This window comes from Arcobacter arenosus, from assembly GCF_005771535.1.
In the GTDB taxonomy this organism is placed as follows: domain Bacteria; phylum Campylobacterota; class Campylobacteria; order Campylobacterales; family Arcobacteraceae; genus Halarcobacter; species Halarcobacter arenosus.
Genome location: NZ_VANU01000003.1, coordinates 68,936 through 84,999, shown reverse-complemented (window position 1 = coordinate 84,999; position 16,064 = coordinate 68,936). Strand labels below are relative to the sequence as shown.

At 27.1% G+C, this 16,064-nt stretch carries 17 protein-coding genes; 9 read left to right on the top strand and 8 right to left on the bottom strand.

From position 1 onward, the window contains the following. The first annotated feature begins 76 nt into the window (after positions 1-76). Entirely contained in the window at positions 77-1,492 is a 1,416-nt protein-coding gene (locus tag FDK22_RS07600; RefSeq protein ID WP_138152324.1) for a leucyl aminopeptidase, read from the top strand. 24 nt (positions 1,493-1,516) lie between these two features. Here the strand turns inward: FDK22_RS07600 and FDK22_RS07595 are convergent, their stop codons facing one another. From FDK22_RS07595 to pedF, 4 genes are read right to left on the bottom strand one after another with little or no spacing between them, the layout of a single operon-like run. Then, positions 1,517-2,422 carry a quinoprotein relay system zinc metallohydrolase 1 gene (locus tag FDK22_RS07595; RefSeq protein WP_138152323.1) on the bottom strand — a complete coding sequence of 302 codons (906 nt, stop codon included), beginning with the start codon at positions 2,420-2,422 and terminating at the stop codon, positions 1,517-1,519. Continuing rightward, entirely contained in the window at positions 2,419-3,162 is a 744-nt protein-coding gene (locus FDK22_RS07590; RefSeq protein WP_138152322.1) for a quinoprotein dehydrogenase-associated SoxYZ-like carrier, read from the bottom strand. The genes FDK22_RS07595 and FDK22_RS07590 overlap by 4 nt, the downstream gene beginning before the upstream one ends. Before the next feature lie 13 nt (positions 3,163-3,175). Further along, positions 3,176-4,045 carry a substrate-binding periplasmic protein gene (locus FDK22_RS07585; protein WP_138152321.1) on the bottom strand — a complete coding sequence of 290 codons (870 nt, stop codon included), beginning with the start codon at positions 4,043-4,045 and terminating at the stop codon, positions 3,176-3,178. 4 nt (positions 4,046-4,049) lie between these two features. Beyond that, the gene (gene pedF, locus FDK22_RS07580; protein WP_138152320.1) at positions 4,050-4,469 is read right to left on the bottom strand and encodes a cytochrome c-550 PedF; all 420 of its coding nucleotides are present in this window, start codon (positions 4,467-4,469) and stop codon (positions 4,050-4,052) included. 144 nt (positions 4,470-4,613) lie between these two features. Here pedF and FDK22_RS07575 point away from each other — a divergent pair, with 144 nt between their 5' ends. The 4 genes from FDK22_RS07575 to FDK22_RS07560 are packed head-to-tail and all read left to right on the top strand — an operon-like array spanning position 4,614 to position 7,417. Further along, positions 4,614-5,573 (top strand): ABC transporter substrate-binding protein, encoded by a 960-nt coding sequence (locus tag FDK22_RS07575; RefSeq protein WP_138152319.1) that lies wholly within the window; start codon positions 4,614-4,616, stop codon positions 5,571-5,573. A 17-nt stretch (positions 5,574-5,590) separates the two neighbouring features. Continuing rightward, complete coding sequence (locus FDK22_RS07570) at positions 5,591-6,322, top strand: ABC transporter permease (RefSeq protein ID WP_138152318.1); 732 nt, start codon at positions 5,591-5,593, stop codon at positions 6,320-6,322. Position 6,323: 1 nt separating this feature from the next. Beyond that, complete coding sequence (locus FDK22_RS07565) at positions 6,324-7,022, top strand: ABC transporter ATP-binding protein (protein WP_138152317.1); 699 nt, start codon at positions 6,324-6,326, stop codon at positions 7,020-7,022. Further along, on the top strand, positions 7,022-7,417 hold the full coding sequence (locus tag FDK22_RS07560; RefSeq protein WP_138152316.1) for a DUF411 domain-containing protein: 396 nt from the start codon (positions 7,022-7,024) through the stop codon (positions 7,415-7,417). Before FDK22_RS07565 ends, FDK22_RS07560 begins: the two co-directional genes overlap by 1 nt. Here FDK22_RS07560 and FDK22_RS07555 read toward each other — a convergent pair. The 4 genes from FDK22_RS07555 to FDK22_RS07540 form a co-directional block, all read right to left on the bottom strand. Next, positions 7,414-9,138, bottom strand: coding sequence for a HAMP domain-containing sensor histidine kinase (locus FDK22_RS07555; protein WP_138152315.1), 1,725 nt, complete (start codon positions 9,136-9,138; stop codon positions 7,414-7,416). The two genes, FDK22_RS07560 and FDK22_RS07555, sit on opposite strands and share 4 nt — an antisense overlap. Continuing rightward, positions 9,135-11,261, bottom strand: coding sequence for a DctP family TRAP transporter solute-binding subunit (locus tag FDK22_RS07550; RefSeq protein ID WP_138152314.1), 2,127 nt, complete (start codon positions 11,259-11,261; stop codon positions 9,135-9,137). The genes FDK22_RS07555 and FDK22_RS07550 overlap by 4 nt, the downstream gene beginning before the upstream one ends. A gap of 86 nt (positions 11,262-11,347) precedes the next feature. Next, positions 11,348-11,803 carry a hypothetical protein gene (locus FDK22_RS07545; RefSeq protein ID WP_138152313.1) on the bottom strand — a complete coding sequence of 152 codons (456 nt, stop codon included), beginning with the start codon at positions 11,801-11,803 and terminating at the stop codon, positions 11,348-11,350. Beyond that, positions 11,803-12,948: a type 1 periplasmic-binding domain-containing protein gene (locus tag FDK22_RS07540; RefSeq protein ID WP_138152312.1), complete on the bottom strand. Its 1,146-nt coding sequence runs from the start codon at positions 12,946-12,948 to the stop codon at positions 11,803-11,805. The genes FDK22_RS07545 and FDK22_RS07540 overlap by 1 nt, the downstream gene beginning before the upstream one ends. A 146-nt stretch (positions 12,949-13,094) precedes the next feature. Here FDK22_RS07540 and FDK22_RS07535 point away from each other — a divergent pair, with 146 nt between their 5' ends. From FDK22_RS07535 to FDK22_RS07520, 4 genes are read left to right on the top strand one after another with little or no spacing between them, the layout of a single operon-like run. After that, positions 13,095-13,514, top strand: a complete 420-nt coding sequence (locus FDK22_RS07535) for a cupredoxin domain-containing protein (protein WP_138152311.1) — start codon at positions 13,095-13,097, stop codon at positions 13,512-13,514. A 24-nt stretch (positions 13,515-13,538) separates the two neighbouring features. Next, on the top strand, positions 13,539-14,498 hold the full coding sequence (locus FDK22_RS07530; protein ID WP_138152310.1) for a PQQ-dependent catabolism-associated beta-propeller protein: 960 nt from the start codon (positions 13,539-13,541) through the stop codon (positions 14,496-14,498). A gap of 16 nt (positions 14,499-14,514) precedes the next feature. Beyond that, entirely contained in the window at positions 14,515-15,237 is a 723-nt protein-coding gene (locus FDK22_RS07525) for an ATP-binding cassette domain-containing protein (RefSeq protein WP_138152309.1), read from the top strand. A gap of 2 nt (positions 15,238-15,239) precedes the next feature. Beyond that, positions 15,240-16,022 carry an ABC transporter permease gene (locus FDK22_RS07520; protein ID WP_138152308.1) on the top strand — a complete coding sequence of 261 codons (783 nt, stop codon included), beginning with the start codon at positions 15,240-15,242 and terminating at the stop codon, positions 16,020-16,022. Positions 16,023-16,064: the final 42 nt, after the last annotated feature.

The following is a 16,064-nucleotide window of genomic DNA, read 5'->3' as shown; positions in this document are numbered from 1 at the left end:
TTAAAATTAGTTTTATTCTTTAACTAAAAAAAATAACAATTTTGATATCCTTATTCTCTTAAGTAAAGGGATGGAAATGGAAATAAAATTATTTAATTCAAATAATAAAAATATTAATGATGATTTAGAACTTATAGTTTTACAAAATCTAAAGAATATTGATAAAAAAATATCAAAAAAATTGAAAAAAATTGGTTTTGAAGGGAAAGAATCTCAAGAATGTTTTTTTGAAAATAAACTTTATATTGGTGCAACAAGTTTAAAAAAAGAGGATTTAAAAATTGCTTTTGCTAATGCAATAAGAAGCATACAAAAAACAAAATTCAAAAATATTTTAATAAATTTAGTAGGGGAAAAAGAGTTAAATATTAAAGATTTAACTGAAGGGCTAATTCTTGGAGCATACTCTTTTCAAGATTATAAAAGTGAAAAAAAAGAATCAAAAATAAATATTTTTATAGATGTAAAAGGCTCTAAAAAAACTTTAGAAGAGTTAAAAAAAGATTTTGAAGAAACTAAAAAAATATGCGATAGTGTAAACATGGTAAGAACTATTGTAAATACTACACCTGAAGATTTTTATCCAAAAAGTTTTTCACAGAAAGCAAAAGAGATAGCTTTAAAGAATAATCTTGAATGTAAGATTTATGGTGAAGAATATTTACTTGATAATGGCATGAATGCAATGCTTGCAGTTGGACGTGCATCAAGACATGAAAGTCAGCTAGTTCATTTAACTTATAAGCCTAAAAAGGCAAAAGCTAAAGTTGTTATTGTAGGTAAGGGTCTTACTTATGATGCAGGGGGACTAAGTTTAAAACAAGATATGGTTTCAATGAAATGTGATAAAAGTGGGGGGAGTGCAGTTTTAGGTATTTTAGAAGCTGTGTCTAAACTAAAACTTGATGTTGAGGTTCATGGAATTATTGGTGCAGTTGAAAATATGATTGGCGGTGATGCTTATAAGCCTGATGATATATTAAAAGCAAAAAATGGTGTTACTATTGAGGTTACAAATACTGATGCTGAAGGTAGATTGGTTTTAGCAGATTGTTTATGTTATGCACAAGATGAGATAGAAGATATTGATTCTATTTTTGATGTTGCAACTTTAACAGGAGCTTGCATTGTTGCTTTAGGTGAATATACAACTGGTGTTATGGGACATAGTGAAAAGATGAAAAAACAAATACAAAAAGCTTCAAATAAAAGTGGCGAGTTAGTTGGATTTTTACCCTATAATAGATATTTACCTGAAATGTTAAAATCTTCTATTGCAGATGTAGTAAACTCTCCAGGGTCAAGGGCAGGTAGTTCCATAACTGCTTCTTTATTTTTAGATAAATTTATAAAAAAAGAGAATAAAAATAAATGGCTTCATTTAGATATAGCAGGAGCTGCTTATAGAGAAAAGGTTTGGGGGTATAATAATTTTGGTGGAACTGGTGCTAGTGTTAGATTACTAGTTGAATATATTAAAAAAATAGGATAAATAGCATAAAAGGCTATTTATCTTTTAATAAGAGAATTGAAGTTCATATTTTTTATATAAATTTATAATACTTCTTTCATATTCCTCTTTAAACATTGAGTAGTTTTTAAATTCTTTAGGAACCTCTTGTTCTAAAACTTCAAAGGTATCAAGACCATTTTCTAAAGCATCTTTTAATGTTTTATCTAAAAATTTTAAATATCTTATATTTTCATCAATAACATTTTTTGAATAAGTAACCTTTCCATGCCCTGGAACTAAAACTTTAAAATCAAGCTTTTTTAATTCTTCTAGTGCTAATATCCATTTTTTTAAATTTGCATGGGGAGTAGCAAGAGCCCTTTGATTAAAAATTAAATCAGAAGCATAAAGTATTTTTGTCTTATTATCTAGTATAGCAATGTCACTTTTTGTATGACCATCTAAATATAATATATCTAATTCGTAGTTATCCAAAACTAGTTTTTTTGTTTCAAGTAGTTTATTAGGAGCTAAGGCTCTTGTTGAGTAAACAGCTTCTCCAATTAAATTTACCATATTAGAAACATATTTTTCCCCATTTAATTTTATATCTTCAATGGTATGTTCTGTTGCATAAATTTTTGCATCTTTAAAGGCTTTATTTCCTAAAAAATGGTCAGGGTGATGGTGGGTGTTTATTACAAACTTTATGGGATTTTTAGTGATTTTTGAAATCTCTTTTTTCATACTATTAGCATAATCAACTGTTGTACCAGTATCTATTACAATAACAGATTTTTTGGTAATTATAAAAGCAGAATTTGCAATGTCTCCACCATTTTGCTTTGAAAAATACTCCTCTTTCCCATAAAAATAGTAGCTGTTTTCAGCTAATTTCTCTGGCTTTAAGTTATACTCAAAGGCAAAAAGTGAATTTAAAAATAGTATTATTAAAAATAAAATTTTCATTTTATATTTAACTCAAAATGATTTGCATCAGTATCTAAAAAATTAATATTTAATTCTTTAAATTCTTTTTTTGTTTCTAATGTTATTCTTGGATTTTCACTGATTGCTGCACTTGTATCTAATGTAGTTAAAAGTTTGTCATTTTCATCTTTTATCTCAATCTTATTTATAAAAAATGAACTAGCTCCAAAAACTAATCCCGTTTCCATAGGGTGAAATATTGAGAATTTAACTCTTTTTTGATCTTTTTTATCAAATATTTTCCCTTTACTTTTTCCTATGTTTTCTGAAACATTTCCATTAGCAGCAGCTAAACTTGTTACGTCACATCCTCCACCATTACTATGAATATTTGCACTTCCTACATGCCATAAATTGTTCTCGTCTAAAACTAATGCTCTTAAAGGGGTTTCTTGTGCAACTTTTATATTTGTTGAGATAATTGGTAGAAAATCATTTGGTGTCATTGTTAAAATAACAGGTATAGGATTTAAATCAGCAAAAAGAATCATCTTTTTAGGATTTTTTATTTTTGATGCATCAACAAAAATTGGAACTTGGACAGGATTATCAGCAAAAGAGGGTACCTTTACTTGAATATTTTTGTCATCAAAGGTATACTCATCCTCGCCAATAGTAATTTTGATTATATCATCAAAAGTGGGAGATACTATAGGATTCTTTGCTTCTAGGTTTAACATTGTTAGAATTAATGTAGCGAAAATGAGTATACTTTTCATGACAACTCCTTTTTTATTGTTGTGTTCTTGCTATTGGGGGTAAATAATTAACTCCAAACTTTTCAAATATTTTTTTAATATTTCTATTCTCATAATTTTCAGAAATTAATCCATCAATATGATAACTTAGTGGTCTATAACTAGTATGAACTGCCGTTGCAATATCCCAGTGTGATTTTGCTTGAGGAATTTTTGTTGTCATATAAAACTTATCTTTATTGTTGTTAAAATCTAATAGATACTCCAATTGAGATTTTAATCCAGCAATTGCATCAAGTTTTCCCTCTTTGAAATCTTTTATTGCATCTTTAAAGTGAAAATAGTGTTTAACATTTTTATTAATTAAACCTCTTGCAAATCCTGTTAAATGGTTATCTGCAAGGGTATCTAATTCAACTCCTATGGTATGGTAAGCAAAAATTCCTAAAGTTGTTATCTTTGGAATTTTTTCCTTGTGTGTTGCTATTACCCATTTTTCACTATGATAAGGCCCTTTAATAGAAACCATATCTGTTTCAAGTTCACCTGTTTGTTTATCTCTTAATCTTAAATAATCATAATCGTATGGAACTCTAAACATTACGTCTGCATAGTTTTTATGAATTAGATTGCCCTTCCAAATATTAATTCTTAAATCATCAGCTAAGGATTCATCTGAACCTGTCAATTGCCATTTTGCTTCTACCTTAAGAGATTTTGCAAGTAGTTTACCTAACTCTACATCTATCCCTTTTATCTCATTGTTTTCTGTAAATGAGTAAGGTGGAAAATCTTTATAAACGGCAATAGTTATATAACCACTTTCTTGAATCTCTTCAATACTTCTTGCATTTGCAAAAACTATTAAAAGTGCAAATAAAACTGATAATCTAAGAATTTTCATGATATTACTCTATGCCGTCTTTTGCTCTTCTATCCATAATATATGTTCTAATTGCCCAAATTGCTTCTTGACTTAAAACATCAGCAAACGAAGGCATATAAACATTACCATTTCTTGTAACACCACTTAATACTTTTCCTAAAAAGTACTCATCTTCAAACTTATCTAATTCTCTTAAATCAGGTGCAATACCACCAGAGATAACGTCAAGTCCGTGACATCTTGCACAGTTTTCACTATATCCAGATCTTCCAATCTCTACAGCTTTTGGATTATCTGTACTATATGGGTTCTCTGATACCCAAGTATCACCTAATTGTTTTAAACCTGTTGTGTCAACTTTTTGTGGTGTAACACTTCCATGCCCAAATGCAGTTATTGCAGAAAACAAAACTGCAAGTGTTAATTTTTCGATTTTATTCATGTATATCCTTTGCGAAATTTTTTGCATGATGGAATTATAAGGTGTTTCTATAGCTTGATTATAGCAATTGAAAAAACTTTTTTTATGCTAAATTGATGCTATTTACTTGATATACAATATAAAAAATAATTAAAAGGTAGATAGATGTTTAAAATCATATTTTTAACAATTTGTTTTTTGTTTACAAATTTACATGCTTTGGAAAAATTAAAAGTGGGTGTTTTAGCCTTTGGAACTGTTAATTGGGAATTAGATGTTTTAAAACATAATAAACTTGATATTAAAAATGGTTTTGAACTTGAAGTTGTTAAATTAGCTTCAAAAAATGCTACATCAATAGCTCTTCAATCTGGAAGTGTTGATATTATAGTTACAGATTGGGTTTGGGTAAATACTCAACGAGCAAATGGGGGAGATTATACACTTTACCCTTATTCAAAGGCAACAGGGACTTTATATCTTAGTAAAAATAATAATGCAAAAACCTTATTAGATTTAGAAGGAAAAAATATTGGAGTTGCTGGAGGTCCTGTTGATAAAACATGGCTTATTTTAAGGGCATACAGTAAATTAAAATATGGCAAAGATTTCAAAGATATTATTAATCCAACCTTCGCTGCCCCTCCAATACTTCTAAAAAAAGTACTTGATGGCTCATTAGACGGGGCATTGAACTTTTGGCATTTTAATGCAAAAGCAAAGGCAAAAGGAGCAAGAGCACTTATTGAAATGGAAGAGGTTTTTAAAAGTTTTGGAATAGTTGAAGATATACCTTTAATTGGATGGACATTTAGAAGAGATTTAGCTCTCATGGATCCAAGACTATATGATTCATTTATAAATGCAAGTAAAAGTGCTAAAAAAATCTTGTTAAAAGATGATAAAGAATGGGATAGAATAAAACCACTTATGAAGGTAAAGGACGAAGCAACTTTTAACTCATTAAAAGAGGGTTATAAAAATGGTGTGATACTTAAATTTGATGAAAAAAATATTGAAGATTCAAAAAAAATATTTAAGGTATTACAAGAACAAGGTGGAAAAAAATTAGTTAAAAATAGCAAAGAGTTAGACCCTAAAACTTTTTGGGAAATTAATAAATAAAAATATTAGGAAAAGTATTGTTACAAACTAGATTATTATCAATTTGTGCTTTTATTATTATCTGGCAAGCTTTATCAATTGTCCTTGCATCACAAGTTTTCCCTTCATCAGTTGATATAGGTATAAAACTATTTGAACATTTAGTAGAAGGGGAACTTTTAGATGATTTAAAAATTACACTAATTAGAGTTGTAATAACATTTTTCATCACTATGATAATTGGAGTATTTATTGGAATTATAATGGGAATATCAAAAAAAATAGATGATGTTTTTGATTTTTTATTAGTTTTAGGTTTAAATATTCCTGCTTTAGTTGTAATTGTTATTTGTTATATTTGGTTTGGATTAACTGATTTTGCAGCACTTTTAGCTGTGATTATAAATAAAGTTCCAATTGTAATTGTTAATATAAGAGAGGGAACTAGAGCAATAGAAACTAAATATATGGATTTAGCAAAGGTTTATAAAGTTCCAAAAAAACAAGTGTTTTTTAAAGTATTCTTACCTCAAATCTATCCATATATGATGGCTTCTGCTAGATTGTCTTTATCATTAATTTGGAAAATAGTTTTAGTTGTTGAATTGCTTGGAAGAAGTGATGGGATAGGTTTTAAAATCTCAATGTTTTTCCAGTTTTTTGATATAACTTCTATATTAGCTTATTCTTTAGCTTTTATTTTTATTGTTATGTTTATAGAGATGGCTATTTTAAAACCCTTAGAAAATAAGATGTTAGAATGGAAATAAGATGATAAATATAAATATTCAAAATAAAAGTTTTAATGAATTAAAAGTTTTAGAAGATATAGAATTTAAAATTCAAAAAGAGGAATTTATATCAATTGTAGGGCCTAGTGGTTGTGGAAAAAGTACCTTTTTAAATTTATTAGCTAATCTAGAAACTGATTTTAAAGGTGATATTTCAATGCCTTATAAAAATATATCTTTTATGTTTCAAGATGATAGATTACTTCCATGGCTTAGTATTAAAGATAACCTTTTATTAGTTTCAAAATCTAATGATTTAAATGAGATAAATGATATTTTAAAATTAGTTGCTTTAGAAGATGTTTTAGATAAGTATCCCAATGCTTTATCTGGTGGTATGAAAAGAAGAGTAGCCTTAGCTAGAGCATTTATAAATCAGCCTGAGGTGATATTTCTAGATGAACCTTTTATCTCTTTAGATTTTCCTACTTCTCAAGAATTAAAAAAAGAGTTTCTAAAACTATGCAATAAGTTTAAACCAATTGTTATCTTAGTAACACATGATATTAGTGAAGCAATTTTATTTTCTAATAGAATTTTGTTTTTTTCTAATAAGCCAGCGAAAATAGTTTTAGAGTTTAATAATCCTAATAATCAAAGTTTTGATATAAAAAATATTGACCAAATAAAAAATAATCTATTGGAAAAATATCCTAATATCTTAAAAGGGGAATTATAATGAAAATTTTAGCTTTTTGCTTATTGACAGTTTCACTTTTTGCAAGTGACTTAAAACTCCAAGTTTTTCAACCGCCAACAAGTACTTGCCCTAAATCTTGGTTTACAGATATGAAAAAAGTTGCTAATGAGGTTGATATTATTACTGTTATGAATGTGAAAAATTTAAAAAGACAAATAGGAATTCCCTATGATATTCAATCTTGTAATACTTCAATAATGGGTGATTATGTTTTTGAGGGGAATGTTCCTTATCAAGCTATAAAAGATTTTTTAAAAGAAAAACCTAAAAATGCCATTGGATTATCACTTCCAGCTTATGAAAATGATAAAACTCCTAAAACTGTTTATATCCTTTTTGAGGATAAAAGTTACAAAGAGTATGGGAAATACTAGCTTATTATGGGTAGAGTAATAGTAAATTCTGCCCCTTTATAATTGTTGTCTTTATATTTAAAAGATGTATTTTTTACTTTTATATTCCCTTTCATCCCTTCTGTAATTAATCTATATGTCATACTAAGTCCTAATCCAGTACCCCTAGATTTATGTTTTGTTGTAAAATAGGGCTCAAATATTTTTGGGATTATATCCTCCTTAATACCTTCTGCATTGTCTTTAATCTCTATGAATATTGAAGAGTTTTTGGTATATGTTTTTATAAAAATATACTTTTCCTTTATCCCTTTTTCTTCAAAAGCATCCTTTGAATTATTAACTATATTCATTAAACATTGTGTTAATTCATTTGGATATCCATTGATTTCAATATTTGTTTGTTCATTACGTATTAGATGTATATCATGTGTTTTTATACTGCCTATCATTAAAGATAAAAAACTATCTATTTGTTCACTTAAATTAAATAGTCTCTTTTCCCTTTTCCCAATAATAAAGTTTCTAAAGTCATCAATTGTTTTTGATAGGTATTGAGTGTTTTCGTTAATAGAATCAAGAACAGAAAACATCTCATCTTCTTCTAAAATTCCATATTCTTGTTTCATTTTCAAGCCACTTGAAGCAGTTGATATAACAGATAAAGGTTGCCTCCATTGATGGGCAATATTTCCAATCATTTCACCCAATGCTGCCATTTTTGACTGTTCAAGTAAAAGTTTTTGGTTCTCTAATTCTTCATTTTTAAATTGATTTAATTGTTTTACTTTTTCATGGAAAGCTAAAGATAAAACCTCTAACTCATCATTTGTACCTAAAGGTTGATATTTTTCATTAAATTCATTATTTTCTATCTTTTTATATAGTTCTATAATAGGTTTAGTGATTGATTCAGCTAATAAATAAGAGAGTAAAGTTCCTATTAAAATTAGGATAAAGCTCATAATAATCACTTTTTTTAAAGCATCTTGTATTGGAAATAAGTATGTTGATTCTAATTTCCCGATATTTAAAGTAATATTTAATTCATCAAAAAGTGATAAATTTTGATTTTTTAGACTATACGAGTAATATTTTTGATTTTTATCATGATTATTTATATATAAAAGTTTGTCATTTTGCGTATCTAGTATCTCAATATATTCATCATTTGAGTTAATTATATATTTACTTAAAATTTTATCAAGATTAAAAGTAGCTATTAAAGCTCCTTGCGTTGTTTCATAATATTTTACAGGTGAAACTACAATAAATTCATTTTTATTTTTTTCTAAATAAAATGTTGTTTGTCCTAAGGCTAGTGCATTTCTAATGTATATTGAGTTATTATATTTTGGAATATTTTCTGTAGTTTTAAATATTATCTCTCCATCAAAATCTATAATATTTAGATATTTTACATTTTTATCTTCCATAAAATTTAAAGCTAATGGTAAAAGGTATTCTTCTTTATTATCATCATCGATTAAAGAATTAATCATCAGTGAATTTTTTGCAAGAAGTTTTGTTTGTTCTATAAGATAATAAAGTCTTTCTTGTATTTTTTCCTCAATTAATAAGGCTCTATTTTTTAATAAATCTTGTGCATGGGATTCTGTGTTTTTGATAAATAAATATCCTATAGAAAAAGAGATTAGCAATAAAAAAACAGATATTATAAGGGTAAATTGAATTATGATTTTATTTTTTATACTATTTTTTATCGGTTTAAGTTTAATCATTTTAATTTACCTATTGGAATCACTTTCCCTTCTTCATTATATTTTGCAAAGAAAAAGTCATCTTTTTCTAAAGCTTCATGGTCAGTCTTACTAAATGGTTTTATATATTTTTTTATTAAGCCATTATACTCTTTTAAATTTTCTAAGGCATCTTTTATTTTTTCTCCATCAAAGGAATTAGCATCTTTTATTGCTTGTGCAATTAGCATAGTAGAATCATATGCTTGTGCAACAGAGGATGGAGATAATATATCAAAAATTGAGTTTTCTGCATATTTTTTTATATATCTAAATCCAAACTCTTTTGCTTTTTTTGATTTATTTTTGTAAAAACTAAAAGATTGAATAAATTTCAAATCAATATTTGTAAGATACTCTTTATTTTTTTCATAAAAATCTCCACCTAAAATACCCCAATGTGAAGATATTGACATCTTTATTTTATTTTCATTTAGGGTTTTTAAAATATTTGATGCTTCTAAAGTATTTAAAACCATTAACATTGATTTTATATTATTTTGTTTTATTTGAGATATCAAATTACTAAAATTAGTTTGACCTTGGTTTATAATAAGAAAGTTAAACTCTTTCTTGTCTTGTTTTATAAGTTCCAAGGCACCTCTTCCCCAAATAGAATTTTCAACAACTATTATTGGGTTTTTATCCTCTTTTAAAGATTCATTTAAAAGTTTATTTATAATAAATTTATTATTTGTAGAAACTCTAAAAATATAGTTTTCTTCATAACCATTATTAACTATTTTATCAGCAGATGCCCAAGGTGAAAAATAAGGTTTTTTACTTTTTTGAATATCTTCTAATTCTTTTGAAATTATTGAACTTTTTTTGCCACCTATTACTACTTTCACATTTTCATTTTCTGAAAACTCTTTAAAATTTTTCAAAGCCTTAGTAGTAATTGCTTCATTATCTTTAGCTAAAAGATTGACCCTTTTACCCAATAATCCACCATTTGAATTAATCTCATCAATTGCTAACTCTACTCCTCTTTTTAAAGATAATCCTGAGTCTTTATTTCCAACTGAAAGATTTACATCTAAACCAAAATATATATCTTCTGTTTCACCATATTTTTTATTCAATATCTCTTCTGTTTTTGAAATTATATGTGAACCAATTACTCTTTCATACATTTTTATAATATATTTAGTTTTTTTTCTAAAAACTTCTTTCTCTTCTTTTGTTAAATAGTGTATTTTTACACCTTCATTTTTTATTGTCTCAAGAAACTCTTTTTCCCTTCTTTGGGTTTCCTCTCTTTCCCATTTTGTAATTTCATCTAAACTAGTAGTTAAAATATTTTGAATCTCTATGGGCATTTTTCGCAAACTTTTTTTACTCATTGTAAATACGTATGGTAAATAAGCATGTTCGCTAATTGTTAAATGTGACTGAACCTTATGAAATTGCATGTTTACAATTGCAACTAAAGGGTTCTCTTGACCATCTACAACCTTATCTTCTAAGGCTTTTTTTGTAGAATGAAAATCAATAGGAATTGCTTGTGCCCCCAAAGCTTTAAATTGTTCCATTATAATTCTACTTTTCATAACTCTAATTTTTTTACCCTCAAAATCTTTTGGGCTAATTAATTTTGAGTTTGCAGTAAAATGTTTAAAACCATTTTCCCAAAAGGCAACTCCTAAAAGGTCAATTTTGTCTAAATCTTTTAGAATCATTTTACCCACTTCCCCATCTAAAAGTTCATAGGCATCCTCTCTTGTTGGAAATAAAAATGGCAAGTCTGCATATTGCATTGAGGGAACTGATACACTCATTTTTGCAGTTGGGGTTACTATAATATCTATTTTACCTTGACTTGCAAGTTCTATCATTTGGTAATCATTTCCTAATTCTTGTTTAGGAAAGATATTGATTTTTACTTTATTGTTTGTAAGTTCAGCAATTTTTTTTGCATATAAAACAGAAGCTTCATGTAAGGCACTATTCTCTGGTAGATTATGGGCAAGTTTTAATTCAATCTTGGGTTTAGTAACTTTTTTTTCTATATTTGTTACATTATTTTTTTCTATATTTAAAGTTAGAAATAAAAATATCGAGAAGCTAATAATTATTAATAGTATTATTAAATTATTTTTCATAATTTTCTCCCTATGACTGGAACTATTATATTATTATATATTTAAATAGTAATTTAAAGTAATTTTCTAATTAAAGTGAAAGTTTTTTAATCAAGGGAGTTTAAAATTAATGTTTTTAATCTTTTATTTATAGTAAGTGCTATTTTGTCATTTTCATTTAGTGGGTGATATTTCCTAAAAGATATATAATTTGAATTATTATCTTCATATACAGAAATGACCATCGGGCAAAAACTCATATTATGAATATTTTCTTGATGCATTTTAAGGGTAAATGAGGTTTTGCAAATTAGAAGATTTATCCCATTTTTTACAACAGCTTTTTCTTCTAATGCATCAGCAACAGCTTTAGTAGACTTTGCTAAATTTAATTCATGAACTATTACATATGAATTAAAATTTATTTCATCTTTTAGATTCACATATAGTTCATAAAAATTTTTATTTTGTATTTTCACTATAAAGTTATTATCATTATCTATTATCTCATAAGCATTTATACTTAAAGTAAGAATGATAAGTGTAAAAAAAGATTTAATCATTATTTACACTTCATCTCAAAGGGTGCAATACCCAAAGTATCTAAATCTGTTTTAGGATGTAAAAACCCAATTTGTGGTGAAGTTGTGATTAAAGCTCTTGGCTGAACTAATGAGATAGGCATTCTTAATTGTCCATTATATTCTCTAAATGATAGTTTTCTTCCCATATAAGCTGCTAAATCAAACTTATCTGAGTGAATAAAATCTAAATTTGTTTTTAAATCAGCACTATTTGTTTTTGTAATGGCACCAATGATTGATCTAACAGCTGTCCAGTTTGTATAATCCTTTGATTGCATCCATCTTTTTGCAAACTTTTCAAATCTACTTTGCATTTGAGCTGCTCCCCATGCTTCAATAACTTTATGCCAAGCAGTTGGAGTTAATCCTTGTGTTCCTGCAATTGGTCTTGGAAGCCAGGTATTAAAATACATAAACTCACCAAAATCTCCATAATGGTCAGCTAAAACAATTAAATCATAATCATTTGCTTGTGTAAATACTGGAAATTCTGCATTTGCTTTTCTTCTGATATCACTATTATTATCCCAAATCTTTTCTTTTACAATTTTTGCATTAAACTTTTTAACTGCTCTTTTTATATCTTTTAATATCTCTTTATCTTTTTCATTTTCTCCACTAATTAAAAAGATATCTTTAAAATCTCTTTTTACTAAAAATTGTACTAAGCCATCATAAAGCATAGCATTTGAAGGAGCTGTATGAAGTAAATTTGGTAAACAATAGTTTTGCCGCAAAGATGTAGTTGGACTACTTGCATTTACCATTAAAACTTTTTTTGAAAGTGGGTTGTTTAGTAACACTTTTAAAAAATCATCTTCAACATTTAATACCACATAAGAGTTACCTGCATTTATAAACTCTTCAAAATCTTTTTTTAATTGTTCTTTATCGTATGAAATTTTTTCAATTAGATTATATTTTTGATTTAAGAATCTTGCACTTTTATTTGAATCAATTATCGCTTTTTGTGCCCCTTTTAGACCTAAATCTTCAGGATCTTCAATTATATTTGAAAGCACAGGAGGTTTTTTTATCTTTTGTTCTAGGTATAAAATATTTACTTCTAATGTAAAGGCATTTACGAAGCTTAACATTAAAAATAAACTAAATAGTTGTTTCATTTGATATTCCTTTTTTGATTATATTCTAGAAGTATATATAAGAAGTATAGCCTCAATCTAGCAAAATGAGAATAAAAATCAATATGCTATATTCTAGCTATAAAGCTTCATTACAATTTAAAAATTAAATTAAAAAAGGATTATGTATGAAGAAAATTCTATTACTAGTAGCTATGCTACTTATATCAGGGGAGTTTGCATTTGCAAAAAATTTAAAGGGTTTGTTACATTCTAAAACTAAACTGACTCCTATTACTATTAGTGTAGGTCAACCACTTGCAAGTGAACCATATAAGTTAGAAGCTGGTAAATATTATGAACTTGTTTTAAAAAGTGATGGTTCAAGGGAAATTCCAATTGTAGGGGCAGAATTTTTTAGAAATATTTGGGTAAATCAAGTATCTATTAATGATATTGAAGTAAGACCATTAGGTTTAGATGGATTTGAATTTGATGATGAAGGTGAAATTGAAATGACTTTTATCCCTATTAAACCAGGAACTTATACATTAGGCTTACCATCAGCTAAAAGTGATAGAGAAAGAGCTACATTTATTGTTGAATAAATTTTTATTAAAAGGGAATTCGTGATGAAGAAATTAATTTTAACATCTATTTTAACTGCGTCTATTTTGAATGCAGACACAATATTTGTATCAAATGAAAAAGATAACACTATTAGTGTAATTGATTCAGTTACAAACAAAGTTGTAAAAACATATGAAGTAGGGCAAAGACCTAGAGGTATTTTACTTACAAAAGATTACTCAAAACTATATATTTGTGCTAGTGATGATGACACAGTTCAAGCTATGGATACTAAAACAGGTGAGATTTTATATAATTTACCATCGGGTGAAGACCCAGAACAATTTGCACTTCATCCAGATGGGAAAGAGCTTTATATATCAAATGAAAATGATGGAATTGTAACAGTTGTAGATACTGTTGAAAAAGCTGTTATTTCTCAAATTGAAGTTGGTTTAGAACCTGAAGGAATGGCTGTAAGTCCAGATGGAAGTGTAGCTATTAATACATCTGAAACATCAAATTTTTTACATTGGATTGATACAAAAACAAAAAAAATCATTCATAATACTTTAGTTGATCAAAGACCAAGACATATTGAATTTTCAAAAAATGGTGATATGATATGGGCTTCATCTGAAATTGGTGGAACTATTGTTGTTGTAAATACAAAAACAAAAGAGAGTGTTGCAAAATTAGGTTTTAAAATACCTGGAATTTTTAAAGATTTAATTCAGCCAGTTGGTATTAAACTAACAAGTGATGGAAAATATGCCTTTGTAGCTTTAGGACCAGCTAATCATGTCGCTGTAATTGATGCAAAAACTTATAAAGTAATTAAATATTTATTAGTTGGAAAAAGAGTTTGGCAATTAGATTTTGCTCAAAATGAGAAAAAACTTTATACTACAAATGGTGTAAGTGGTGATGTATCTGTTATAGATGTTGATTCTTTAAAAGTAGAAAAGACAATAAAAGTTGGAAGATATCCTTGGGGATTAGCAGTAATTCCTTCAAAATAAAAAAACTTGGATAAATATGAGTGAAAAGATTTTAGAATTAAAAGACGTAGAGTTTTCCTATGGAAAAAAACAAGTATTAAATAAGGTTTCTTTTAATATAAAAAAAGGTGAATTTTCGGTTTTATTAGGACTTAATGGAGCTGGAAAATCAACTATCTTTTCACTTATAACTAGACTACTTAAACTTGAAGTTGGTGAAATCAATATAAATAATCACTCCATAAAAAACTATAGTGAAGCTTTAAAAAATATAGGTATTGTTTTTCAAGAACCAACTTTAGATTTAGATTTAACTGTTAGACAAAATTTGTATTATTATGGTTCTTTAAAAGGATTAGGTTTTGTTCAAACAATAAAATCTATTGAAAATGAGATTGAAAGACTTGAACTAAAACCACATTTAGATACTACAGCTAGAAAACTAAACGGTGGACATAGAAGAAGAGTTGAAATCTTAAGAGCTTTAATAAACAAGCCAAAACTACTTTTACTTGATGAACCTACAGTTGGACTTGATTTAAAAAGTAGATTTGATATTTTAGAGTATGTCAGAGATTTAGTAAAAAGGGAAAAATTAAGTGTTCTTTGGATTACCCACCTTTTTGATGAGGTAAATGAAGATGATGAAATTTCATTTATCAAAAATGGTAAAATTGTAGAAAATGGCATTGTTAGTTCTATTATGGAAAAATATCAAAAGGAGAATTTGGTTGATACTTTCAATCAAATTGTAAAATAACCATGAATATATATTTTAATTGTATGAAAGGTATTATCTACAAAGAGTTAATTAGATTTGTTAAACAAAAAAGTAGATTCTTCTCAGCTCTTGTTAGACCTTTACTTTGGTTGTTTATTTTTTCCGTTGGGTTTAAAACAGCTTTAGGCCTTGCAATTACACCTCCATATGAAACTTATATTACCTATGAAACATATATAGTTCCTGGACTTGTTGGGATGGTGTTACTTTTTAATGGTATGCAAAGTAGTTTAACTATGATATTTGATAGGGAAATGGGAAGTATGAAAATACTTTTATCTTCTTATATAAATAGAAATTTCTTACTTTTTTGTAAAATGTTTGCAACCTCAATTGTTTCAACAATACAAGCAATCACTTTTTTATTAATTGCAAAATTTTATGGTGTGGATATTTCATATTTAGCAATAGTAGTAACCATTCCTATTATTATAATCTCATCTATAATTCTTAATGCTTTTGCACTTTTTATCTCTTCAGTTATAAAACAATTGGAAAATTTTGCAACGGTGATGAACTTTGTTATCTTTCCAATGTTCTTTTTAAGTTCAGCTTTATACCCACTTTGGAAAATTAAAGATTCTTCTATACTTTTATATGAAATTTCTTCATATAATCCTTTTACTTATATAGTAGAATCTATTAGGTTCTCACTTTACTTAAAGGTCGATGTACAGGCACTTCTAGTACTAGTAATATCTCTAGTTATAACTTTAATTATGGCATTTTTAGGGTTCAAATCAAAAAAAGTTAATAATAGCTAAACTGTTGCTACTTTTCTCATATATACTTCTCTTAAGACAATT